The organism is Candidatus Roseilinea sp. NK_OTU-006 (genome assembly GCF_012931985.1).
Taxonomy (GTDB): Bacteria; Chloroflexota; Anaerolineae; order J036; family Brachytrichaceae; genus JAAFGM01.
Map to the genome: position 1 here is coordinate 56,837 of NZ_JAAFGM010000003.1, position 22,305 is coordinate 79,141.

A 22,305-nucleotide genomic window follows, 5' to 3' on the forward strand; every position below is an offset into this window, starting at 1 on the left:
CATGTTAGCGCGCCGCTTTGAGCGCTCGGCGCAGCCGTTCCGGCGTGACCGGCAGATCGTTGATCCACACACCGGTCGCGTCGTGGATCGCGGCGATGACTGCCGGCGCGACGACGAGGAACGGCATCTCGGCCATGCCGCGGATGCCCAGCACACCCTGCGGGTCGGGGTTCTCCACGAGCACCGCCTCAACGCGATCGGGCACGTCGAGCACCGAGGGGATCAGGTAGGTGCTGAAGTGCGAAGACAGCACATGTCCGTCGCGCATGACAAAGTTCTCCAGGCTGGTCCAGCCCAGCGCCTGCACCACGCCGCCTTCGATCTGCCCAATGACCTGTTGCGGGTTGACGGCTCGCCCTACGTCGTCGGCGCATACGATGCGCTGCACGCGGACGTGGCCGGTTTCTACGTCCACTGCGACCTCGGCGTATTGTGCGACGTAGCCATAGGTAATGTTCGGATCGCCCTGGCCGGTCGCTTCGTCCATCGGCGTCGTAGGGCGCGGGCGGTAGACGTAATGCGCGATGGCCGGCCGCTCCTCGTCACGCCATTTGTCCAGGGCCGCGGCGATCGCGCCCTGGATGGCGTGCGCCGCCATGAACGTCAGGCGCGAGGCGGACGCGCTGCCGCTGCTGCCGCTGGTCGCAGTGTCGCTGAGCACCAACTCGATCTTCTCGACCGGCAGATGTAACATCTCGGCGGCGAGCTGAAGGAAGGCGGTGTGCGCGCCTTGGCCGCATTCGGCGCCGGCGTGCCGGACTACGGCGCGCTCGATCTCCGCGCCGCCGTGCAATTCCACCGTGGCTTCGCAGCGCTCCGGGAAGCCGAACGAGAAGCCGACGTTCTTGTGCCCACAGGCGAAGCCGCGCCCACGCCGGAGAAATGGAGAATTGAGAATTGAGAATTGAGAAGGAGGCACTTCTTCCTTTTCAATTTGCGCGGCGCAGCGCGCGATCACGTCGGCGATGGTGCAGCCGGGCGGGATGGGCGTGTTGTTGACGGTGAGGCTGCCGTCGCGCAGGGCGTTCTTCAGGCGCAGCGCGATCGGATCCATGCCCAACTTCTCGGCCAGCTTGTTCATCTGCGTCTCGGCCACGAAGAGCGCCTGCGGCGCGCCGAAGCCGCGGAATGCGCCGCTGGGCACGTTGTTGGTGACCACGGCGCACGCATCCACCGCGACATTCGGGATTTCGTATGGCCCGACGCACGTCACCGTCGTGTTGCCCAGCACCTTGGTCGAGGTGTAGGCGTACGGGCCGGCGTCGGCGCGCACCTCGACCTGCGCAGCCAGCAGCCGGCCGTCGCGCGTCGCGCCGAGCTTGGCATGGAACCACATCGGGTGGCGCTTGTGGTGGCCGATGATGCTCTCTTCGCGCGTCCAGACGATCTTGACCGGCCGGCGCAGTTTCCACGCCGCCAGCGCCAGCACGATCTGCACGCTCATATCTTCGCGCCCGCCGAATGCGCCGCCGATGGCCGGGTAGATCACCCGCACCTGATCGAGCGGTAGGCCCAGCGCATGCGCGATCTGATGCTGGTCTTCGTGCGCCCACTGGCCGGCCACCTGAACGGTGACGCAGCCGGATCCGTCCATGTAAGCCAGGCCGGCCTCGGGTTGTAAATAGGCGTGCTCCTGCGCGCCGGTGGTGTAGATGTCTTCGACGATGACATCGCACTGCGCGAATGCGGCTGCGACGTCGCCCTTGCGGATGCGATAGCGCTTCATCACATTGCCGGGGTAATGTGGATGAATCTGCGGCGCATCGGGCTGCAGCGCGGCGTGCATGTCGGTCAACGGCGGCAGGTCGTCGTATTCCACGCGGATCAGATCGCGCGCGCGTTCGGCGATGCGCTCGGTCTCGGCCACGATGAAAGCCAGCTTTTCGCCGACATGGCGGACGACGCCGTCGAACGGTTTTGCAGCCCGACTCCCGACTGCCCACTTCCCATCTGGGAAGGCCGGAGTCGGGAGTTGCGTCTCAGCGCTTACCATGACCGGCGCGTCGAAGAGCACCAGGCCGTATTCGTTGTTCGGCACGTCTGCGCCGGTGAAGATGGCGATAACGCCGGGTAGTGCGAGCGCCTCCCGCAGGTCAATGGACTTGACGCGCGCATGCGGCCGTCGCGCAAATAGCACCTTGGCGTGTGCCATGCCCGGTAGGGTGAGGTCGCCCGGGTAGAGCGCCTGGCCGGTGACTTTTGCGCGGGCGTCTATGCGCGGCAAAGAGATGCCAACCGCCATAAACGTCACTTGCACTTGCTCGTGTTTGATCGGGGATGATAGCAGAGCGCGAGTCAGCAGGGGCGGCGCTATTGCCCAGCCGCCGAGGTAATAGCCGCGCCAAGACGCTCGGCCGCGCGCTGAGAGGCGCGGCGCTTATTCGCAGCGGTTCTCGAACCGAAAGCCGTGGCCGCGCACGGTGACGATGTATTCGTGGTCGGAGTCGTACTCGGCGATGCGGGCTCGCAGGCGTCGCACCAGCGCGTCAATCGCCTGCTCGCTCACGCCGCAGGCACTTTCGTCCTCCCACACATGCTCGACGATGTCCTGACGGGAGACCAAACCACCGTTGGCGTCCATGAGCAGCTCCAGCAGGCGATACTGCTGCAACGAGAGTGGCGGCTCAAGCTCCCGCTCGACGATATAAACGCGGTGGCTCTCTTTGTCAATGCAAATGCCGCGCACTCCCGGCTGCGTAGCCCTGCGGGCATTGAGCGGCGCGGTTGCGTCGCTGCCGACGAAGATGATCTTGACGCACAGCGCGATCTGGATCTCGTCGCCATCCTGGAGCAACTTGGGCTCCTTCACCTCTTTGCCGTTCAGGAATGTGCCGTTCTTGCTATTCAGGTCGGTCAGCACAAATCCTTGCGGGGTGCGTTCGATCTTGGCGTGGCGACGCGACACCTGGCGCTCGGGCAGCATCAGGTCAACAACGCCCACTTCGCGACCGATGATCAACACATCGCTGGCGATGAGCCAGCGATGGCCGGCTAACTGGCCGCTTTCAATGATGAGCATGGGCGCATCCTGCTTCATCGCACGCCGGCCATTTTATCAATCCCGCGTCGTCCGGCGTCTCCCCCGCACGCCGTGTTGGAAGCGGCCTCGCCATGTGTTCGCCGATGCGCCGATGTTCAAACCTCGTCTGCACAGTCGTCGGCGGCGCGGATCAGGCGCATGACCTCGTCCAGGTCATCGGTCAGGTGCAGCAGCGCAGGGTCATCTGGGCCGATCAACCGGCGCGCCGCCAGCGCGCCGGTGATCCAGTCCAGCAGCGGCTGCCAGAATTCGCGGCCGACAAGGATGATCGGCACAGCGCCGTTGGACTTGCCGGTCTGCACTAGGGTCAGGATGGTGAAGAGCTCATCCAGCGTGCCGTAGCCGCCTGGGAAGAACACGTAGGCCAAGGCTGAGTAGTCCAACATGAACTTACGGCTGAAGAAGTACTGGAAGCCCATGCCCTCCTTGACATAGGGGTTGAGTTTCTGCTCCGTGGGCAACTGAATATTCAACCCGACGGAGTGGCCGCCGGCCTCTGTTGCACCGCGATTGCCGGCTTCCATGATGCCCGGGCCGCCGCCCGTCACGACCGTGTAGTGGGCCCGGGCCAGCCGCCGGCCAAGCTCCTGCGCCAGCCCGTAGTAAACGTCCTTTTCAGTGAGGCGCGCCGAGCCGAAGATCGTCACCGTGCGCTCCAGGTTGGAGAGGAACTCGAACCCTTGCACAAACTCGGCGGTGATGCGCAGCACTTCCCAGGCAAGGCCGGCGTGGTGGTCGGCAAAAGTAAGTTGCATGCGCTGAATCGGCGATTTGCGCTCTTGGCGGGGGATGGATTTGGCGCTGTTCATCATTGAAGCGAGCGCCCAATGTGGCGCAGCGTTTCAAAGTGTTGCGTTGCCCTGTCGGCGCAGCCCATTTTGACGGCGGACGAAGGTAAGCACGGTGAATGCCTCGCTAATGTCATCGAGGCTGATCAAGCCCAGGTAGCGCGAGCCGTCGAACACGGCAGCCAACTGTGCGCCGCTTTCCATCAAGATTTCGCGCACCTCGTCCAGCGATCTGTGCGCTTCGACGCGCAGGAAGTCACGCTGCATAATCTCGGTCACGTAGCGGTCAATGCTGTCGGTGGCCAGCGTGCGCAGCACATCGTTGCGGGTGATCACGCCGATGATTTGGTTGCCTTGCATGACGGCGAAATCGGGCTGGTAGCTGGTGAGGATGTATTCCACGACGGTGCTTACGCGATCGCCGATCTGCAAACTCAGGGCGTGTTTGTTGTAGGCGTCCCCAACGCGCAGCGTGTTCAACACAGTCCGCGCCTCGGTTAAGCCGCGCTCCTGTCCGGCGCTGAAGAAGATGAACAGCGCGATCAACGTGAGCAAGAGCTGGCCGTTGGCGATGCCGAGGATGCCGAGGAGCACGGCGGAAATTTGGCCGATGGTCGAAGCGATGCGCGTGGCGCGCGCGTTGCCCAGGCCCATGGCCAACACGGCGCGCAAGATGCGCCCGCCATCGAGCGGGAAAGCCGGGATCAGGTTGAACACCACGAGGCTGATGTTGGCAAATAACAGCCAGATCAGCATGGTGATGAGCGATGGCTCACGCAGCGTCACCAATAGCGCGTTCACATCCAAATTGACGCCGATGCCGCCAGTCGCGAGGAACAACAGGGCGGCGATGAGTACGTTCACCGCCGGCCCGGCTGCGGCAATCAGCAGTTCGTGCCATGGCTTCTCCGGGCTTTTGGCGATCATCGCCACGCCGCCCAGCGGCAGCAGCACGATCTCGCGCACCGGGATATTGAAGAGTTGGGCGACGATGCTGTGGCCGAGTTCGTGCAGCGTGACGCAGGTGAAGAGCAAGATCATGAGCATCATGCCGAACAGCGCGCCTTCTAGAGGGTTGCCGGGCACGCTGCCGGCCCACTGCAGCGCGCCGAAGATCAGGATGAGGAAGAAGGTGGCGTGAACCTTGATGTCAATGCCGCGCACGCGGGCAATGTTGAATGACCAGCCCATAGAACTTGTTAGATGTTATCACCCTTTTCTTGACCCGGGATATCGCTGTAGGTGGGCGAGGACGAATAAGCTTGTTGTTACGCTCGGCGAGCGATGCCCGGATGGGAAATCGCGCGGAAGCATTCAAGGCGCCGACCTGCCGGCGGCGTAAGGCATGAACACCTCCAGCAATCGGCCGGGGATGCGCCCGCTGAGCACCACGCTGCGTTCTTCAGGCAGCTCGCTGTCCACCGCGCCCTCGCGCCGGAAGAGCGCCATCAGATCGCTGGCTTTGTAGGGCAGCCGCACCCGTATCGGCACCAGCCGCTCGAACAGTACGGCTTCTACTTCGGCCAGCAGTGTATCCAGGCCTTCCCGGCGCAGCGCGGAGATGAAGATGCCTTCGCCGAGCGCGCCGGTCGCCAGGCGCCGGCGCTGCTCCGGCGAGAGCTGCTCGGCCTTGTTCAGCACCGTCACGACCGGCTTGGCGCCGGCGCCCAGTTCCCTCAGCGTGTCTATGACCGTCTGGGCTTGCTCGAAAGCGCTGGGGTGGGTGATGTCCACCACGTGCAGCAGTGCATCGGCTTCGGTGATCTCTTCAAGCGTGGCGCGGAAGGCGGCCACCAGTTGCGTCGGCAGCTTCTGAATGAAGCCGACGGTGTCGGTGAATAGCGCCAGGTGGCCGTGTGGCAATCGCACCCGGCGCGTGGTCGGGTCGAGCGTAGCGAAGAGCTTGTCTTCGGCCAGCACGTCCGCCTTGGCGATGGCGTTGAGCAGCGTGGACTTGCCGGCGTTGGTGTAGCCGACGATGGCGACGACGGGGATCTCGGCGCGTTTGCGCTGCGCCCGATGTTGCGCGCGCTGTTTGCGCACCTCTTCCAGTTCGCGCTTGAGCCGGGCGATGCGTTCGTCTATCCGGCGACGATCAATTTCGAGCTGAGTCTCGCCGGGGCCGCGCAGGCCCACGCCGCCGGTGCCGCTGCGGCCGGCGCCGCCGCCAGCTTGCCGCGCCAGGTGCGTCCATTGTCGGGTCAGCCGCGGTTTGCGGTATTCGTACTGCGCCAGCTCGACTTGGAGCGCGCCTTCGCGCGTGCGGGCATGTTGCGCGAAGATGTCGAGGATCAGACCGGTGCGGTCCAGCACGATGACGTCCTCGCCCAGCGCCTCTTCTAGCTCGCGCAGATGGCGCGGCGACAGTTCATCGTCGAACACCACCACGTCGAAGTCGAGCGCACTGCGCCAAGCGATCAGCTCTTCCAGCTTGCCCGGGCCGATGAACGTGTTCGGGTTCGGCGCGTCCAGCGTCTGCGTGGTCTGGCCGACGACTTCCAGGCCGGCGGTCTTGCACAGCAGCGCCAGCTCTTCCATTGAGGATTCGAGTGGCAAACGCGCGCCTGCTCGGGCTCGGTAGGCGGGGTCCTTGAACTCCACGCCGACAAGAAAGGCTTTTTGAACTTCAGGTGTTGTCTCGTGTTTAATTCGCGATCTGGGCATGTTTCTCTATGACGCCAGGCCGGCCCTTGCGTTCTGCTTCTGTCTCCTCGCCGGTGCGTGCGTGGGCAGTGATCTGGCCATGGTCGAGGAAGCGTATATGCAGATCGCCCGCCGGCGCGTCGGGTCGTCCTTGGGCCGCCATTCAGCAATGGTCGCCGCCAGCGCGTTATCCGGTTGCAGCGCCAACGCTGCGCCGGACGTCCAATGGCTGATGGCCTGCATCGCGCGCACGAAGGAGATGCCGGCGCGCTGCTCGGCGATCGTCCTCGCTTGGTCCAAACTCATCCGGGCGTCAATGCCTGAATGATAATCTCGATTCCGCGTTTGAGCATCTCCGGCTCAACAAGGCAGGAGATCAAGAGATGCGCGCCATCCTCACAGCCGTAGAAGAAGCCGGGGTGGACCAGCACACCGCGTTCGAGCAGATGCAGGACTAATGCCTCTTCGTCGTCCCAGCTCTGCACGTGCGCGAAGAGGTAGTACCCCCCATCGGGAGGCTGAGCGCGCAGGACCGGGCAGCCGGCCAGCATCGCCAGCGCCATATCCAACGATGCGCGAATGCGCCGGCGCATGGCGGCGGTGAACTCCGCACTGTTCGCAAAGAGCGCCGGCAGCATCGCCTGGGTGAGCGAGTTCGCGCCCAAGTAGAGATCGTTGAGGATCTCCAGGCGCGCGCCGAACATTGCGGCGGCCGGTGCGTTCATGGCGATCCAGCCCAACTTCAGGTCGGGCAGGGCGAACATCTTGGAGATGCCGTTGAGCGTGAAGACCGGCAGCGCCGGGTGCAGCGTCGCAAACGGCGGCGTGTGCGGCGCGCGGTAGGTGAAATCGGCGAACACCTCATCGCAGATCACCGGCAGGCCGAGCTGGTCGAGCGCGACGACCGGGCGTTGTACGATCATGCCGGTGGGGTTGTGCGGCGAGACAATCAACACGGCGCGGGTGCGTGAGTCGGCTTGTGCCAACAACGACGCTTCGTCTATCTGCCAGCCGCGTGATTCGTCCAGGCGATAGGTGCGCAGGGCGACATGATGCGCAGCGGCCAGGTGCTCGAAGAGCGGGTAGGTCACGTCGGGCGCCAGCAGGTTATCGCCCGGATCGGCCAGTAGCGTGAACAGCAGGCTATAGGCTTCGCTGGTGCTGGCGGTGATCACGACCTGGTCTGGCTGCAAGCGGAGCGGGGGAATGCGGCCGAGGTAATAGCGGGTGATCGCCTCGCGCGCGGCGGGGAGGCCAAGCGGGTCGGGATCGTAACGCCGCGTCGCCCAGTAAGGCTCGGCGGCAGTGCGCAGCACCTGCGGCGGGAAGATCAAGCCGTGGCGTGTGGGGTTGCCGCTGGTCAGGTCGAGGTAACCGGACGACGCCCGGCGCGCACGTTCGATGGCATTGGCGCTGAGGTCGGCGCCGGCAAGAAAGCCGGCTGCGGCAGGGACTGAAGATAGCATATCGGATGCACGCGGTTCGGGGCTGCCACCTTCCGGCGGCATTCTACGCCCACGTCGCCAACGCTGCGCCGGTCGTCGGCGATGCAACGCGCCGGTGGGATGCAACCGGTGCCGGGCTGCGCGGCGTAGGCCGATGCGTCGGTGTCGCGCCGCTGGTCAGCGCCAAGGGGGCGCAGCAATGGTTTGGCAGTTGGCGCCGGGGGGCTGTTTCAAGACGCTGAACGCGCGTTGCTCCACAGGCTGCCGGTCGCCAATGGCGGCGTTGACAGTGCCAACATCTCCGGCGTTCGCATCGTCAACGCCGCTTGCGCGGGGATGGTGGGTTTTGCCGCTAAGTGCGGAGACGCTCAGGCTCGCCGCAGTGGCGCAGCGCTTATGCCTGTCGCAGGGCTTGCCGGCCGCCGAGGGATGCACGCATAAACGCCTCTGCCGGAGCGCCCGCGACATCACACCGTTGGGCGGATGTACGCCTGATCAGCGAATTGCCTTCTCCGTCTGTTTGTCGAAGATGTGCATGTTGTCGAGGTTGAAGGCCATGCCCATTGTGTTGCCGACGCTGGCCTTGGTGCGCGGATCCACGCGGGCCAGGAAGGGCTTGTTGTTCGACGTCATCAGATAGACGATGACCTCGTTGCCCATCAACTCGGTGACATCCACCTTCGACTCCACGATGGCCTGGTGGATGCCGGGCGGCGCATACTCTGGGTCGTGGATGTCCTCAGGGCGGATGCCGAAGATCACCTGCTTGCCCACATGCGCCCGATATGGTTCCACCTTGTTCTCGGGCACCTTGACGCGGAAGGCGCCGGTGTCCACGTAGAGGTCGCCGCCGCTGGACGTGAGCGTGGCGTCGAAGAAGTTCATCGAGGGGCTGCCGATGAAGCCGGCCACGAACACGTTGTCGGGGCGATCGTACAGCACCTGTGGTGTGTCAATCTGCTGCAACACGCCGTCCTTCATCACGGCGATGCGCGTGCCCATCGTCATCGCCTCGACCTGGTCGTGCGTCACGTAGATGAAGGTGGTGCCGAGTTGCATATGCAGCTTGCTGATCTCCGCGCGTGCCTGCACACGCAGCTTGGCGTCCAGGTTCGATAGCGGCTCGTCCATCAGGAATACGGCCGGGTTGCGCACGATGGCGCGGCCCACAGCCACGCGCTGGCGCTGGCCTCCGGAGAGCTGCTTCGGTTTGCGGTCGAGCAGGGCCTCGATGCCCAAACGGCGCGCCGCCTCTCTCACGCGCTGATCAATCTCCGCTTTGGGCACCCGGCGCAGCTTGAGGCCGAACGCCATGTTGTCGTACACCGACATGTGCGGATACAACGCATACGACTGAAAGACCATGGCGATGTCGCGATCTTTGGGCGGCACGTCGTTGACGATGCGGTCGCCGATGTAGATATTGCCTTCGGTGACTTCTTCCAGGCCGGCCAGCATGCGCAGCGAGGTCGTCTTGCCGCAGCCCGAAGGGCCGACGAATACGAGAAATTCGCGATCCGCTATGGAGATGTTCAGATCGTTCACCGCGACGACATCGCCAAAGCGTTTGGTTACATGTTCATAGGTCACACTTGCCATGCAGCAATCCTCCCAAGAGCAAAAGCTACAAACACAGGCGAGATTGTATATATGCCTGGTGTACGCGTCAAACAAAGACCTGCGCGCCGGATGAGGCGACGTCGAGCACCCAGTAACGCGCGGGCAATCCGCCGGCGGTTGCGAACGCCGACTGCATCGCTTGGCCGATCGCGTCGTGATCTTCTCGCGCAAAGGCCAGGATGCCCGGCCCGGCACCGCTTAAGGTGACGGCCAGCGCGCCGCGCGCCAGGGCCGCGCGCTTGGCTTCGATGGCGCCCGGGATAGCCGGCAGGCGGTACGGCTCATGAATCCGGTCATCCATCGCTCGCGACAGCAGCGACGCATCGCCGTTGCGCAATGCCTCGACCACCAGCATGGCTCGTCCGACGTTGAACACCGCGTCGCTGCGCGAATAGTGCAGCGGAAGCACCGATCGCGCATGCGAAGTCATAAAGTGGAAGCGCGGCACGCACACCACCACGCGGGTGGGCGGCAGCGTGATGCGATGCGTGATCACCTCCCCGTCCCGGCCGACGACGATCACCAAGCCGCCGAGCAGCGCCGGCGCAACGTTGTCGCCGTGTCCCTCAATCTCGAAGGCGCGGTTGAGGATGCGCGCCGACCCGGCCGGGCCGTGAAAGCCTTGCGGATCGAGCACGGCATGGGCGAAGATCAACCCGGCCAACACGGCGGTTGAGCTAGACCCGAGGCCGCTCCCGCACGGCACCGCGTTGCGGCAAACGATGTGGTAAGCCTGGCGATCCGGGTTGAACGGGATGAAGGTGGTCAGCTCCTCGATCATCGTGCGCACTACCAGATGGCTCTTGTCTCTGGGCAGGACGTCTTCGCCTTCGCCGTGCGATTCAACGGTAATGCCTGCGCCGTTACCCCGGTGCAACTCGAAGGTGTTCCACAAGTCGAGCGCGAGGCCCATGCAATCGAACCCGGGGCCGAGATTGGCGCTGGTAGCGGGAATGCGGACGGTCAACAGTTTTGTCATCGGGCATCGTCGGCGCTTGCCGCTTTCATCGGTCGCTGACGACAACAGACGCGCGCGAGATGGCCAGCGCATCCCTAGCCGATCACTTCGAGCAGCGTCTCGATCTGCGGTTCGATCGTCAGCGGCGTGGGGCTGCCTTTGATCGCCGTATCGGGATCTTTTAGGCCATGGCCGGTTAGCACGCACACGATGCGTTTATCGCGCGCGTCCAGCCAGCCCTCGCGCAGGCCCTTGGCCAGGCCGGCCAGGCCGGCCGCAGACGACGGCTCACAAAACACGCCTTCGGCTCTGGCAACCAGGCGGTATGCTTCCAGGATCTCATCGTCACCCACTGCCGTGATGTGGCCGTCCGATTCGTCGAGCGCCGCGACCGCTTCGCGCCATCGAGCGGGGTTGCCGATGCGGATAGCCGTGGCAACCGTCTCGGGGCGTTCCACGACCCTGCCCAGCACAATGGGCGCAGCGCCGGCGGCCTGCGCGCCCAGCAAGCGCGGACGCTTCGACGTCAGGCCGTCGCGGAAGTACTCGGCGAAACCCATCCAGTAGGAAGTGATGTTGCCGGCGTTGCCGACGGGCAAACACAACCAGTCCGGCGCATCGCCGAGGGCGTCGCACACCTCGAAGGCAGCCGTCTTTTGGCCCTGCAAGCGCGCCGGGTTTATGGAATTGACCAGGGCGATGGGAGCGCGCCGGGTCGCCTCGCGCACCATGCGCAGGCCGTCATCGAAGTTGCCGTTGATCGCGATCACCTGCGCGCCGTAGCTCAGCGCACCGGCCAGCTTGCCGGCGGCGATCTTGCCATCGGGCACAAGCACCACGCACTTAAGCCCGGCGCGCGCGGCATACGCGGCGGCGCTGGCGGCGGTGTTGCCGGTGCTGGCGCAAATGACGGCCCTGGCGCCGTCGGCCACCGCCTGCGTCATCGCAGCCGTCATGCCGCGATCTTTGAACGAGCCGGTGGGGTTGGCGGCTTCGTATTTCAGATATAACTCAAAGCCGCCGCCCAGCGCGCGCGCCAAACGCGGCGCCGGGATGAGCGGCGTATTGCCTTCTAGCAGCGTCACCGGGGGAACTTCCCGCGTGATCTCGAGTCGAGCGCGATAGTGTTCAATCACGCCAGGCCATGCTGCAGTGAGGCGCGCGCCAGGCGGCGACTGTAAGGCCATAGCGACGCGATTCTAACATTCACGTCGCCGAAGCGTTTGACCCGCGATGCCCCCGCAGCATCGCGCCCTGCCACGGAACGTCCCAATGTGCCGATTGGCCGCGCCAGGTTCAGCCGAAATCGGAGATGGTTGGGGCAAAGATGCTGACGATGACGGGTGCCCCATACGGCGCGAGTGACCGCTTTCGCCATTGACCCCGAGAGGGCATTGCCCCGCCGCTCTACAGCCGCCAGGCCCGGGCTGTCTGTCGCCCATGCGCCCGGATGAAGCGTTGGCATGTTCCTTCTCAACGCGCGTTCAGCGACATGTGCGACAGTTGAGGCATGAAGCTTGCCTTGATGGGAGGCGCATTGGCAGCCATGCTGTTGCTCGGCGCATGCGCTGCTTTTGCGCCCGCGCCAACACCGGAGCCCACCTTCCCGCCGCGCGCCATTCGTGTTGACTATCCGATCACGCCGCCCGATGTGCCCATGTTGGACCAAGACGGGCGCCCGGCCAAATTGAGCGATTTTCGAGGCCGGCTAGTGCTGATTTTCTTCAGCAACATCCGCTGTCGTGAATCCTGTGTCAACGCGCTGCCCCAATTCCAGGCGATTAAGCAAATGCTCGGGCCGCGCAGCGCCGACTTGACCTTCGTCATGGTGGGTACCGATCGCGTTGCCGATGGGCCAAGCGCCCTCAAGCAGCATCTCAGCCGCTACGACCCGACGTTTGTCGGGCTGACAGCCGAGCGCAGCGACATGCGCCAGCTCGCACTGCGTTTCGGCATTCACATGTACGAGAACCGCGATGGCGTGCTCGCTCCCCACGCGCCGTTCATCTACTTGCTCGACCGGCAAGGCCGCCTGCTCTACTTCGTGCAAGACGGCGTGGCGATCCCTGAGATTGTCCGAATTGTGACCCGGTTACTCGACGAGAGCTAACATGGGAGCGCTCCGTGTTATCACGATTCGCGCAGCATCGCTTGCACGTCTTGCGCGATGACCTCGACCGGCGTGCCGAAGGAGTACTTCATCCGCCACTTGCCCTGCGCATCGAGCAGGTAGATGAAGCTGGTATGGGCGACCAAGTAGCTCTCCGGGTTGTTGCTCTGCGGCGGCTGCTTCTCGAACAGCCCATCGAATTCGTAGATCAGCTTCTTCAGCGTGGCTTCGTCGCCCGTGAGGCCGATGAACGCTGGATCGAAAGCCGTCACGTAGCGGCGGATGACCTCCGGTGTGTCGCGCTGGGGATCCACTGAGATAAAGACGAAATTGACCTGTTCGCCCGCTTCGCCCAACGCGCGTTTCACCCGGCGCAAGTCCACCATGGTCAACGGACAGACGTCCGGGCAGAAGGTGTAGCCAAAGGCGATGAGCGTAGGCTTGCCGCGCAACGCGCTAAGCGGCATCGGCTGATTGTCCTGATTTGTAAGCACAAAGTTGGAAATCGTGCGGTATTGGCCGATAGCAATGCCGCCGGGCGTCGGCGTCGGGATTGGGCCGGTGGCCAGTTGCGGCGCATAGCTGAGCAGCAAACCGAAGGTCACGATGGCTGCCATGCCGCCCAATACGCCCAACAACACTTTGAAACCATCACTCCGGGTATTCATAGGGATATGCTCGCATGGAAAGATGAGAGCGGCGCGAGGGGCATCCGGCCTCTCGCGCCGCGATGCGCTCAGGGCTCGCGCACGGTCACGTCAACGGCGACAGTCTTGCCCGACTGGAAGGTGAGCGTGAGCTGGAACGCGTCGCCCGGCTTCAGCTCGCGCTTGACGCCCATCAGCATGATGTGATAGCCGGCCGGCCGCAATTCCACGCTGCCGTTGGCGGGAATTTCCAAGCCGCCGGCCACCTCTTCCATCATCATCATGCCATCCTTCTCTTTGGTCTGGTGCACCTGGATCGTATCGGCGACGTCGCCCGATGCGCTGAGCAGCTTGTCGGGCGCGTTCCCCTTGTTTTCGATCACCATGTAGGCGGCGCTGTTCACGCTGCCCTTAGCAGTGTCGGTCTTGTCCGCGCCGCCATGGCTACCGTGTGAGTGGCCTTCGCCGGCTCCCACCATGCCCATCGTTGGGCGCGCCCAGGCGTCTCGAATCGCAATGTCGCTTTGCCCACTTGCGTTTTGGGCGGGCGTCGCCGGCGCGGCGCAAGCGACGAGCGAGAGCGCCGCGGCGGTCGCAAAAATCATCTTCCTGATCATCGTTCTATCCTCCTGAAAGCGCAGCCCCTGTTCTGTGTGCAGGCACGCGAGACGGCTGCGCAACGACACGCGCGCCTGAACGTTTGATTCGAATGCAACGGTGAACCGGAGCTTAGGCAGCGCGACGAGGAGGCGGCTTGGGGGGTTGCTGCCCGATGCAGATCGGGGGTGAGACCTTGATAAGCGTCAGGCTTGCCAAGATGATCAATGCGGCGAGCCCTGATGACGACGATGGGGCGCATTCCGTCACAGCGCGGATCAACTGCTGCAGGTCACTGAGCGGCGCGCGACCGTCGTCAGGGGAATCAAGTGGATGATGCAGAGAAAAGAGGTCGCAACGAAAGACGGTTGCCGGCGCAGCACGATGAATGTCGTCCACGATATGGCAGAACGCGATGCACATCAGCGGCGCTAGCGCTAACAATGATGCGATGCTCAGGCGCGTCAGCGCACCCCACCCATCGAAGTAAACCTGCGCAGGTGTCCGTTTGCTCATACGATCCGCGCGCGTGCAAAGCAATTATCCCACCCACGTCGGCGAGAGGTCGTTCCCCTGTACCGCTTTGACATGCGTCTGCAGGGCGCGCGCCATGCTGTGGGGAGCATCAACCCGCGCATCGCCAACACCAACCACATCGTCCATATCTGGGCCACATCGGCTACCACGTCGAGCCGGCCTATCGCAGCCGGCATCTGGCCGCACGAAGTTGCCGGCTGTCGCTGCCGCTGGCACGCCGGCACGGCCTGCACCCCCTCTGGATGACCTGCAACCCGGACAACTGGGCCTCGCGCCGCACATGTGAGCTGGCTGGCGCGCGTCTGGTGGAGATCGTAGACCTTCCTCTGAACAACCCGATCTACCTCAGCGGCGAGCTGCGCAAATGCCGCTATCGGCTGGACACGCTGGTATGACGTCGAGTGGCGATGAGCGGCCTGCTTACCGGCGCGCCGCGCCGGACTTGTCATCGTCGCTGACGACGATCTCGGCAATGTCTGCCTGACATGTCCGTTCTTGGACATCCTTGACCCGCAACGTGATGGTGTTGCCGGAAATTGCGGTCACCGTAGCGCGATCGGTCACGATGATGCCGTTATCTTTGTGGCGCCACATGACCGACGAGCCGACGTGGACGCCGCGTTCTTCGGGAGTGCGAATATCCCGCAACTGCTCGGCTTGCCAGTCTTCAAAGGTGCGATAGACGCGGGGTTGTGCGGAATTCAGCGCGATGGATTTGGATCGGGAGTTATTCATGAAGAGCGCCATTGTAGCGTAGGGCGCGTGCGTGCCAGCCGGTATTCGGCGCACGTGATTGGGGCGGCTGGATATCCGGCAAAAGCGCGAGCGTGCGCGTGGTGAACGGCGGCGCGCCCATGTGCACGTATTTGTCGGTCTGGTCGAGCGGGATGATCTGGCCATCGGCGATCGCGCTGGCCGGCACGCCAATGAACAAGTGGAGATGACCTTCGCCCGGCTGAGGCAGGCCCGGCCACACGAGCCGGAACCGGTATGTCGAACTCACCTTACGGCCGTTTTGTGCGCAGCGATGTAAGGGGATCATAGAGGCGTGCTTTTGCCGACGCATTCTCAGCGAGTTGTAATCCTCGCGCCCTATGATCCGGCGCATATTTGGGTGAGGAGGATTTTCAGAAACGATGATGCCAACGTCCCGAATGATTGCTGCAGCGGTCATGGCGGCTGCGATGATCGCGCTGTCGGCATGTGGCTCGCCCCGGGCGACGCCGACAGCAACGCCGGTCGCTTCAACTGCCGCCCCCGTCGTAGCGTCAATCGAAGTTAATCGTCCGCTGTTCATTGACTTCTATGCACCCTGGTGAGGATCGTGCATGGCGATGAAGCCTGTCGTGAGCAGGCTCGAAGAGGAATTCGGCGATCGGGTGGAATTCAGAGCGCTGAATATTGACGAAACCAGCTCCAAGGAGGCGATGGCGAAATACAAGTTCGTCGGTCAACCCCAGTTCGTCGTCGTCGCGCCGAACGGCGAGATCGTCGCCTCGCGCAACGGCATGCAGACTTACGAGCGGTTGAAAGCCGATATCGAAGCCGCTTTAGCCAAGCGGTAAGCATGCAAAACAAATCGCCCTCTGTTCCCCTTCGATGCAGCAGAGGGCGATTTCATTCCTCGGTCTCCACGATCCCCCACCACTCCATGAGCTTGAGCAAGCCCGGCTGTTTGTGAAACCACTCTACCGGGAAGGCTAACTGCACGATGGCTGCAGAGTAGTGTAGGCCGCCTTTGTCCGGCGGGATCAGATCGTAGTTCCAGTTCGCATCGGCCTGATAGCAAAATCCGCGCCCCTTGTCGGCCTCGATCTGCCAGTATTCCAGCACATGCGCAGCGGCGTAGCGTCGCCGGAGCGCTGCGCGCTCACCCTCGTTTGTGCCGCTGTGTAGCACGTCTACGGCCAGCGCTGGCGGGCTGTAGATCGCATCGGCTTTGACGGATCTGCGCTCGCTGTTCGGCACGTAAAGCACGTCCGGCATTAGCACATCGTCGCCCACGACGACGCGCGCGCCTTTGCCGATGACGGCGCCCAGTTCATACGCCTCGACGACCACGGTGAGCAGGTTGACCAGCCATGCTTGCAACTTGGCCTGTAGGACGCTGTAGGGTGAGGGGGACATGCGGTAAAGCGTGAAGTGTGAAACGTAAAGCGGGATCGTGGATCGTCGGTTGAACTCATGACCCACAATCAACGATCAACATTGGGCGACCGCGACCGGCCGGCCGTCAATCTCACGCAGCGCACGCCAGCGCACGGGAACGTAGTAGGTCTCGAATTCGAGTAAGCTCCGATCAACAGTGGTCACGTAAGTGCGCATGGATTTGCCGCCGTAATGCGCATAGCCCAGACACGCCGTATAGCCCTGCTCCGGCGCCAATGCCCAGCCCAAAGCGTCGCGCACGTGCTCCCGTGTTCGCCACACCAGGCCGAAGCCGCGCACCGGCGCGAACCTGTCGGAGGGCGGCTCGGCGGTGAGCGGCGGCTCAGGACTGCCCTCGATGAACACATCGTCGTAGCGTTCGAGTCTGGCCGCATTGGCAGAGTGCAGCGCATCGTAGAGCACATAGATCGAGTCCATCTCGGCCAGCCAGATCATCGCGCCGCGCTCGAAGCGCTGGAAGGCGGCCGGCGTCGCGCGTGCGGGCGCAAAGGGGCATCCTTCCACGCGCGGTTCGAAGAACCAGGGATAGTCGCACGCCAGGTTGAGGCGCTGCGCGCCGCGCAGTTGGCCGTCCACGTTCAACATCAGCCAGAGCGGGCTAATCGCGTTGGCTTCTGAGGGCACGGTGAACGAGATCGCACCGGCATCGCGTGAAGGTGTGCTGCGAATCTGCTGCGGCAGGCGAAATCCCGCCGGCGCGCCGCCCGGCGTCATAGCGATGAGCGTCACGCGGCGCGCGGGCCGATCAAGCTGATAAGTCGCGATGACGGTTTCGCCTTTGGCCGCTTCAGCCTGGTCGAGCGTGAAAGAGAGCAGGCGCGCCGCTTGTGGCGTCGGCATGACGGCGGCTGCCGGCGCGCCGTGGAGCACGACCACGCTCAGCACCACTGCGCCTGCGCGACACATCCGGCCCAACGTTCGCATAAACTCAATTGTAGATGAGCGACCTGGTCATCGCGCGATTCACGCCGGCCGATCAGCCCGAGGCGCAGGCGCTGATCCTGGCCGGGATGGAGGAGCGTTGGGGCGCCCTGGACCCGTCGCTCAATCCCGACCTGAACGACATCGCCAAAAACTACGCCGGAGGCATCTTTCTCGTCGCGCGGTGGGAGGGACAACTCGTCGGCACAGGCGCGTTGCTGCCGGAGGGCGAGAGGACAGGACGAATTGTGCGCATGTCGGTCGCTCGGTCGCACCGCTGCCGCGGGATCGGCGCACGCATCCTGCAGGCGCTGCTCGACGAGGCGCGGTCGCGCGGGTATCGCACGATCGTGTTGGAGACGACCGAGACGTGGGATGACGCGATCGCGTTCTACCTGAAGCACGGCTTTCGCATCGTCGCGCGCCGCGATGGGGAGGTGCACTTCGCGCTGACGTTGGCCTGAAGCGCGACGAGGTCACAGCCGCATTCCATACATGATGGCGTGTTGATCCTCTCGGAGGCGCTGAAAGCCCATGTGTTTGTAGAAGGCGATGGCGTTGAGGTTGCGCGCGCCCACGCCCAAATGCACCGCCGGCGCGCCCAGCTCGCGCAGCCGCGCCAAGAAGGTCTCCATCAACCGACGTCCCCAACCCTGCTTCTGAGCGATCGGCAGGATGTCTATGTGCAAATGCGCCGGGTACTCGCGCGCGATCTCGTCCACCTTAATTCCGGCATGGATGGCGCGGATCATCTGCGCGTCGGGCGAGTGATCGTCGGGCGACGGCAGGGGATAACGCGCGCGCAATGCGGGGAACCACTCGCGCTCGCAACGTGCGGCGAATTCGGCGGTGTCGCGTGCGCCGAGAATATAGCCGCAGGGTTCATCATGCTCATCAACCAGGACGAACGACGTCTCCGGCGCGAGCACACCGTAGGGTGCCGCGAAGTAATGACCCAGGAGATCCGGATCGCGAAATCGCGCGGTTGCATCAGCGCCGCTGTCGCCGGTTTTCAGGCAGATGGCGTAGAGCGCGCGTAAGTCGCGCGGTTGGTAGGGCCGGATCGCAAAACGCATGGAACCAATTTAAGTCTTGCGACGCACCACCGACTCAGTCTGCTCGAAGTGGAGGCCGTAGTCGCGCGCGTCGCTCATTTTACGGCGTCGAGATAACATGCCACCGTCCGCTCAGCCGTCTGTTGCCAGGTGAACTGCGCTGCGCGCGCCAGCGACTTCGCGCGCAGCGCAGCGCGCAGCGCATCGTCGCTCAGCACGCGATGCAGCGCCTCGGCGAGCGCGCGAACGTCGGTGGGGTCCACCGTGATGCCGGCTTCGCCGACGACCTCCGGCAGCGAGGTGACGTTCGACGTGACGACCGGCGCGCCGCACGCCATCGCCTCCAGCGGCGGCAGGCCGAAACCCTCATACAGCGACGGGTAGGCCATCACTGCACATGCGCTATACCACTTCGGCAAGTCCTCATCGCTCACACGACCGATCAGCCGGACGCGCTCTTCGAGGCCAAGTCGGCGGATGCGTGTGAATATATCGTCGTATTTCCAGGCCAAGCTCCCGCCCACGAACAACTGGAGATGGGAGAACGACGATTGGGCGTTCAGGACGGAGAAAGCTTCGATCAGGCGAGGAAGATTTTTGCGCGGCTCCAGGCTGCCCAGGTAGAAGATGGCTTGGTCACCGATGCCGTGCTGCACCTTGAAAGCGGCCACGGCCTCCGGCGGCTGGGGCTTGAAGTGGTCGTGATCCACGCCCAGCGGGATGGCAACGACCTTCTCCGGCGCGACGCCCAGGTGCTGCACCACGTCGCGTCGGGTCCACTCGCTGATGGCGATCACGCGCGCAGCGCGCCGGCACGACCGGCGCGTGAACAACGACAGGTAGATGCGGTTCATCCGCTTGTGCGCTCGCGGTTGCGTGATGAAGCTCAGATCGAAGACGGTGACCACCGTGGGGCACGGCGCGCGCAGCGGCGCGACGAAGCCCAGGCCGTGGTACAAGTCGGCTCTGCGTTCGCGCAGCACGCGAGGCGTCTCGGTTTGCTCGACGAGAATACGGCTGAGCGGACGTTCGGTGCTGCGCGAGGCGGGGAGGACCGTCAGTCGCGCATCGGTCGTTAATAGGTCCTGAGGCGCAACCGCGGGGCTAATGAGCGCCGTGAAGTACGCCTCCGGATGACGCGCGGCGACACCGGCAATTCCCCGTAAGAGATGTTGCGCGTAGCGATGCACGCCGGCCTGTCGGTAGCCGGGCGCGCCGCTGAGCAGATACGCGCCGAGGACGATGTGCATCTCGACAACGCCGGCCTGTGTGCTTCAACGAAAAAAGGCAGCGATCACCTGCTTCAGGGTCGGCTTGCTGCCGGATAACAGCGCCTGAGCGCGGAAGGCGCGCGCACTGGCCTGGATCGCCAGATAGACCAGGCCGGCCAGCAACGCTAGGCTGATTGCCACTTCCAACGGCGGCACGCTCGTTCCGAACAAGCGCATCGGCATCACCAGCGGCGAGGTGAAAGGGATCAGGCTGAGTGCGACGGCCAGCGGCCCGTTCGGTTCGGCGGTGATGGCGGTGTTCAGGTAGAGCGGCACGAAGAGCGGGAGCGATACCAGGAATGTGTACTGCGCCGCCTCGCGCGAGCCGGGCATCAACGCGCCCAGACCGGCCAGCAGGCTGGCATAGACGAAGTAGCTCAACACGAAGAACAGCGCCGTCAGCAGCACGGCGGCCGGTGAGATCGGGCCGATCACCTCGCTGAGGAAGGGCAGGCGCGTGAGCGCCAGGATGGCCGAGCCGAACCACAGCACCATTTGAATCAGGCCGACCAGGCTCAGCCCGAGGATCTTGCCGGCCAGCAAATCGGCGGGTGAGACCGACGACATGAGGATCTCGATCACGCGATTCTCTTTCTCCGTCGTCACTGATTGCATCAGATACGCCGACGCCGTTATCAGGATGGTGAAGAAGAGCACGGCTACGCCATATACCAGCGGGGAGAACCCGCCGAACGACGGCCCGGTTCGTGTCCGCACCGTGGCAACCGATTCGCTCTGCGTGATATTCACCTGCCGGTCGAGTTGCGTCCACAACGCCTCGTCGTCCAACAAGTTGCGGTTCACCATGCGCTGAAAGGCGCCTACCCTCCGGCGTGGACCGAGCGGGCTGTCATCCAGCTCTTTCGTCACCATGCGCACCTGGCCGGTCTGCATGTAGTCCGCGGGGATGACATAGAACGCCTCGATCGCGCCAGATCGAAGCGCGCGTTCGGCTTCCGGCTCGCCGGCGAATCGCTCGAAGCCGTCGTCGGCCCGGCGAACGATGCCGGCGTAATCCACGAACCCGTGCGGCAGGTTCGACTGGCTCGTGCGTTGCGTGGCCACCGCCGCTGTCGCAACGCCGCTGATGAGGCTGATGACGACGATCACCGCGCCTATGATGATCGGCAGGCCGATGATGCCGAACCAGAAGCTCGGCTTGGAGACGATGGTCCGGAACTCGTGCTTCAGGACGACCCAGGTCTTGGACATGTGTTCACCCCCTACGCCCAACTCCCGATTCACCCCTGCGGGCGAAGTGGGAGCCGGGAGTCGGAAATGGTCAGAACCGAATGCTCGCTGCCAGCTCGCTCCACTTCACGCCCTTGTCGAAGCGCAGCATACCGATGCGGAAGATACGCCCGGCCAGCCAGATCGCGCCGGCGGCGCCGGCCGCAAGCAGCACTAACGCGAGGATGATCTGCCATGCCGGCACGCTCACCATGCCATAGCGCATCAACAGCGTAAGCGGCGATGTGAACGGGATCAGGCTCAAGATCACCGCAAAGGCGCCGTTCGGGTCGAACCAGATCACCACAAGGAAGAAGAGCGGGATCACGGCGATCAGCATGATGGGCGAAGCGTAGTTCTGCCCCTGCTTGGCGTCCGCGACCATCGAGCCGATGGCGGCCAGGAAGGCGCCGAGCATCACGTAGTACAGCGTGAACAGCACCAGGGTGAGCACGATGAAACCCGGTTCAAGCGAGATATTTCGCAGAAAGGGCAGTCGCGGGCGCAGCACCGATAGCGCGACGAATGCGGCGATAGACCAGATCGCCATCTGCAGCAGGCCGACCGCACTCAGGCCGAACACCTTGCCGGCCATCAGTTGCGTGGGCGTCACCGAGGTGATCACCACCTCCATCGTGCGGTTCTCCTTTTCATCCAGCACCGCCTGCATGAAGTACTCCGAGCTGTTGAAGGCTGCCGTGATGAAGAGTAGGGTGAACACCAGGGGGAGCAAGAAAGAAGGGAGGTCGTCGTCGCGGATCGCGCGGGCGCGATCCGGTGTCTCGAAGGAGAAGCGCGATCCTTCCAGCACGCGCTGGGCGATGGATGCGGGTTGGCCGGCCAGCAGTTGCGCGTTGCGATAGCGCTCGAACGCCTGAACCAATTCATCGCTGCTCGGCTCGTCCTCCCAGTAGATCAGTCGCACATCGCCGCTGCTGAGGAAGTCCGGCGTGAGCACGAGATAGGCGGTGATCTCTCCGCGCTCCAGCGCAGCGCGCGCGCTCGTTTCGTCGTCGAAGCGCGTGAAGGTAAACGCGGCGTCCGGCGGATTCGTCGCTTGCGGAAGCGCGCCGTTCGGATCAACGTAGCCGATCGCGCCGCTCTCGAAGCGCGCCGCTGCCGACGCGCTGATGAAGCTGCTCACCATTGCGATCGCGAGGATGATCAACGGCATTAGCAGTATGCCGATGAAGCGCCGCCGGAAGGTGTGGCGCTTGAACTCGTGCCAGGCGATCAACAGGATCTTTGACATGGTGGCGCTACAGTTTGCGTCT

The 22,305-nt window shown here is 63.9% G+C and carries 26 protein-coding genes and 1 pseudogene; 6 read left to right on the forward strand and 21 right to left on the reverse strand.

Translation table 11 applies throughout. The features are described from left to right. Positions 1–4: 4 nt before the first annotated feature. The 7 genes from GXH28_RS02850 to GXH28_RS02880 form a co-directional block, all read right to left on the reverse strand. Entirely contained in the window at positions 5–2,242 is a 2,238-nt protein-coding gene (locus tag GXH28_RS02850) for a xanthine dehydrogenase family protein molybdopterin-binding subunit (RefSeq protein ID WP_169237502.1), read from the reverse strand. Positions 2,243–2,377: 135 nt separating this feature from the next. Then, positions 2,378–3,019, reverse strand: coding sequence for an FHA domain-containing protein (locus GXH28_RS02855; protein ID WP_169237503.1), 642 nt, complete (start codon positions 3,017–3,019; stop codon positions 2,378–2,380). Between the two features lie 116 nt (positions 3,020–3,135). Beyond that, the gene (locus GXH28_RS02860) at positions 3,136–3,795 is read right to left on the reverse strand and encodes an LOG family protein (protein ID WP_169237504.1); all 660 of its coding nucleotides are present in this window, start codon (positions 3,793–3,795) and stop codon (positions 3,136–3,138) included. 87 nt (positions 3,796–3,882) lie between these two features. Continuing rightward, complete coding sequence (locus tag GXH28_RS02865) at positions 3,883–5,019, reverse strand: site-2 protease family protein (protein WP_169237505.1); 1,137 nt, start codon at positions 5,017–5,019, stop codon at positions 3,883–3,885. Between the two features lie 123 nt (positions 5,020–5,142). Beyond that, entirely contained in the window at positions 5,143–6,492 is a 1,350-nt protein-coding gene (gene hflX / locus GXH28_RS02870) for a GTPase HflX (protein WP_169237506.1), read from the reverse strand. Positions 6,493–6,498: 6 nt separating this feature from the next. Next, positions 6,499–6,777, reverse strand: coding sequence for a hypothetical protein (locus tag GXH28_RS02875; protein ID WP_169237507.1), 279 nt, complete (start codon positions 6,775–6,777; stop codon positions 6,499–6,501). Continuing rightward, complete coding sequence (locus GXH28_RS02880) at positions 6,774–7,937, reverse strand: pyridoxal phosphate-dependent aminotransferase (protein WP_169237508.1); 1,164 nt, start codon at positions 7,935–7,937, stop codon at positions 6,774–6,776. The genes GXH28_RS02875 and GXH28_RS02880 overlap by 4 nt, the downstream gene beginning before the upstream one ends. A gap of 5 nt (positions 7,938–7,942) precedes the next feature. Between GXH28_RS02880 and GXH28_RS02885 the strand changes: the two genes are divergently transcribed. Beyond that, positions 7,943–8,158, forward strand: coding sequence for a hypothetical protein (locus GXH28_RS02885; protein WP_169237509.1), 216 nt, complete (start codon positions 7,943–7,945; stop codon positions 8,156–8,158). A 253-nt stretch (positions 8,159–8,411) separates the two neighbouring features. Here the strand turns inward: GXH28_RS02885 and GXH28_RS02890 are convergent, their stop codons facing one another. The 3 genes from GXH28_RS02890 to thrC form a co-directional block, all read right to left on the reverse strand. Then, positions 8,412–9,515, reverse strand: a complete 1,104-nt coding sequence (locus GXH28_RS02890; protein ID WP_169237510.1) for an ABC transporter ATP-binding protein — start codon at positions 9,513–9,515, stop codon at positions 8,412–8,414. Positions 9,516–9,582: 67 nt separating this feature from the next. Then, a complete protein-coding gene (gene thrB, locus GXH28_RS02895) occupies positions 9,583–10,515 on the reverse strand; it encodes a homoserine kinase (RefSeq protein WP_169237511.1) in 933 nt (310 codons plus the stop codon). Between the two features lie 74 nt (positions 10,516–10,589). Further along, positions 10,590–11,681 (reverse strand): threonine synthase, encoded by a 1,092-nt coding sequence (gene thrC, locus GXH28_RS02900; RefSeq protein ID WP_169237512.1) that lies wholly within the window; start codon positions 11,679–11,681, stop codon positions 10,590–10,592. Positions 11,682–12,004: 323 nt separating this feature from the next. On the opposite strand from thrC, the gene GXH28_RS02905 reads away from it, so the two are divergent. Further along, on the forward strand, positions 12,005–12,604 hold the full coding sequence (locus tag GXH28_RS02905) for an SCO family protein (protein ID WP_169237513.1): 600 nt from the start codon (positions 12,005–12,007) through the stop codon (positions 12,602–12,604). A 20-nt stretch (positions 12,605–12,624) separates the two neighbouring features. Here GXH28_RS02905 and GXH28_RS02910 read toward each other — a convergent pair whose 3' ends face one another. The 3 genes from GXH28_RS02910 to GXH28_RS02920 form a co-directional block, all read right to left on the reverse strand. Continuing rightward, on the reverse strand, positions 12,625–13,272 hold the full coding sequence (locus GXH28_RS02910; RefSeq protein WP_169237514.1) for an SCO family protein: 648 nt from the start codon (positions 13,270–13,272) through the stop codon (positions 12,625–12,627). A 68-nt stretch (positions 13,273–13,340) separates the two neighbouring features. Continuing rightward, entirely contained in the window at positions 13,341–13,856 is a 516-nt protein-coding gene (locus GXH28_RS02915) for a copper chaperone PCu(A)C (protein ID WP_240550137.1), read from the reverse strand. 124 nt (positions 13,857–13,980) lie between these two features. Further along, complete coding sequence (locus GXH28_RS02920) at positions 13,981–14,364, reverse strand: hypothetical protein (protein WP_169237516.1); 384 nt, start codon at positions 14,362–14,364, stop codon at positions 13,981–13,983. Between the two features lie 158 nt (positions 14,365–14,522). Between GXH28_RS02920 and GXH28_RS16935 the strand changes: the two are divergent. Further along, positions 14,523–14,624: pseudogene (locus GXH28_RS16935) on the forward strand (GNAT family N-acetyltransferase); the annotation flags it as partial. Between the two features lie 3 nt (positions 14,625–14,627). Then, positions 14,628–14,780: a hypothetical protein gene (locus GXH28_RS16940; protein ID WP_169237517.1), complete on the forward strand. Its 153-nt coding sequence runs from the start codon at positions 14,628–14,630 to the stop codon at positions 14,778–14,780. Between the two features lie 25 nt (positions 14,781–14,805). Here the strand turns inward: GXH28_RS16940 and GXH28_RS02930 are convergent, their stop codons facing one another. Together GXH28_RS02930 and GXH28_RS02935 are read right to left on the reverse strand one after the other, a co-directional pair. After that, positions 14,806–15,120: a hypothetical protein gene (locus GXH28_RS02930; protein ID WP_169237518.1), complete on the reverse strand. Its 315-nt coding sequence runs from the start codon at positions 15,118–15,120 to the stop codon at positions 14,806–14,808. After that, positions 15,113–15,559, reverse strand: a complete 447-nt coding sequence (locus tag GXH28_RS02935; RefSeq protein WP_169237519.1) for a hypothetical protein — start codon at positions 15,557–15,559, stop codon at positions 15,113–15,115. The genes GXH28_RS02930 and GXH28_RS02935 overlap by 8 nt, the downstream gene beginning before the upstream one ends. Before the next feature lie 154 nt (positions 15,560–15,713). On the opposite strand from GXH28_RS02935, the gene GXH28_RS02940 reads away from it, so the two are divergent. Further along, positions 15,714–15,950 carry a TlpA family protein disulfide reductase gene (locus GXH28_RS02940; RefSeq protein ID WP_169237520.1) on the forward strand — a complete coding sequence of 79 codons (237 nt, stop codon included), beginning with the start codon at positions 15,714–15,716 and terminating at the stop codon, positions 15,948–15,950. Positions 15,951–16,002: 52 nt separating this feature from the next. Here GXH28_RS02940 and GXH28_RS02945 read toward each other — a convergent pair whose 3' ends face one another. Beyond that, positions 16,003–16,512 carry a Uma2 family endonuclease gene (locus GXH28_RS02945; RefSeq protein WP_169237521.1) on the reverse strand — a complete coding sequence of 170 codons (510 nt, stop codon included), beginning with the start codon at positions 16,510–16,512 and terminating at the stop codon, positions 16,003–16,005. A gap of 75 nt (positions 16,513–16,587) precedes the next feature. Continuing rightward, positions 16,588–17,478, reverse strand: a complete 891-nt coding sequence (locus tag GXH28_RS02950) for a hypothetical protein (RefSeq protein WP_169237522.1) — start codon at positions 17,476–17,478, stop codon at positions 16,588–16,590. Positions 17,479–17,492: 14 nt separating this feature from the next. On the opposite strand from GXH28_RS02950, the gene GXH28_RS02955 reads away from it, so the two are divergent. Next, the gene (locus GXH28_RS02955) at positions 17,493–17,939 is read left to right on the forward strand and encodes a GNAT family N-acetyltransferase (RefSeq protein WP_169237523.1); all 447 of its coding nucleotides are present in this window, start codon (positions 17,493–17,495) and stop codon (positions 17,937–17,939) included. Between the two features lie 12 nt (positions 17,940–17,951). On the opposite strand, the gene GXH28_RS02960 is transcribed toward GXH28_RS02955, so the two are convergent. The 4 genes from GXH28_RS02960 to GXH28_RS02975 all read right to left on the reverse strand — a co-directional run bounded on the left by GXH28_RS02960 (position 17,952) and on the right by GXH28_RS02975 (position 22,283). After that, the gene (locus GXH28_RS02960; RefSeq protein WP_206156695.1) at positions 17,952–18,551 is read right to left on the reverse strand and encodes a GNAT family N-acetyltransferase; all 600 of its coding nucleotides are present in this window, start codon (positions 18,549–18,551) and stop codon (positions 17,952–17,954) included. A gap of 74 nt (positions 18,552–18,625) precedes the next feature. Further along, positions 18,626–19,780, reverse strand: a complete 1,155-nt coding sequence (locus GXH28_RS02965; RefSeq protein WP_169237524.1) for a glycosyltransferase family 4 protein — start codon at positions 19,778–19,780, stop codon at positions 18,626–18,628. A gap of 24 nt (positions 19,781–19,804) precedes the next feature. Next, positions 19,805–21,013: an ABC transporter permease gene (locus tag GXH28_RS02970; protein ID WP_169237525.1), complete on the reverse strand. Its 1,209-nt coding sequence runs from the start codon at positions 21,011–21,013 to the stop codon at positions 19,805–19,807. 70 nt (positions 21,014–21,083) lie between these two features. Beyond that, positions 21,084–22,283, reverse strand: coding sequence for an ABC transporter permease (locus GXH28_RS02975; protein ID WP_169237526.1), 1,200 nt, complete (start codon positions 22,281–22,283; stop codon positions 21,084–21,086). Between the last annotated feature and the right edge of the window lie 22 nt (positions 22,284–22,305).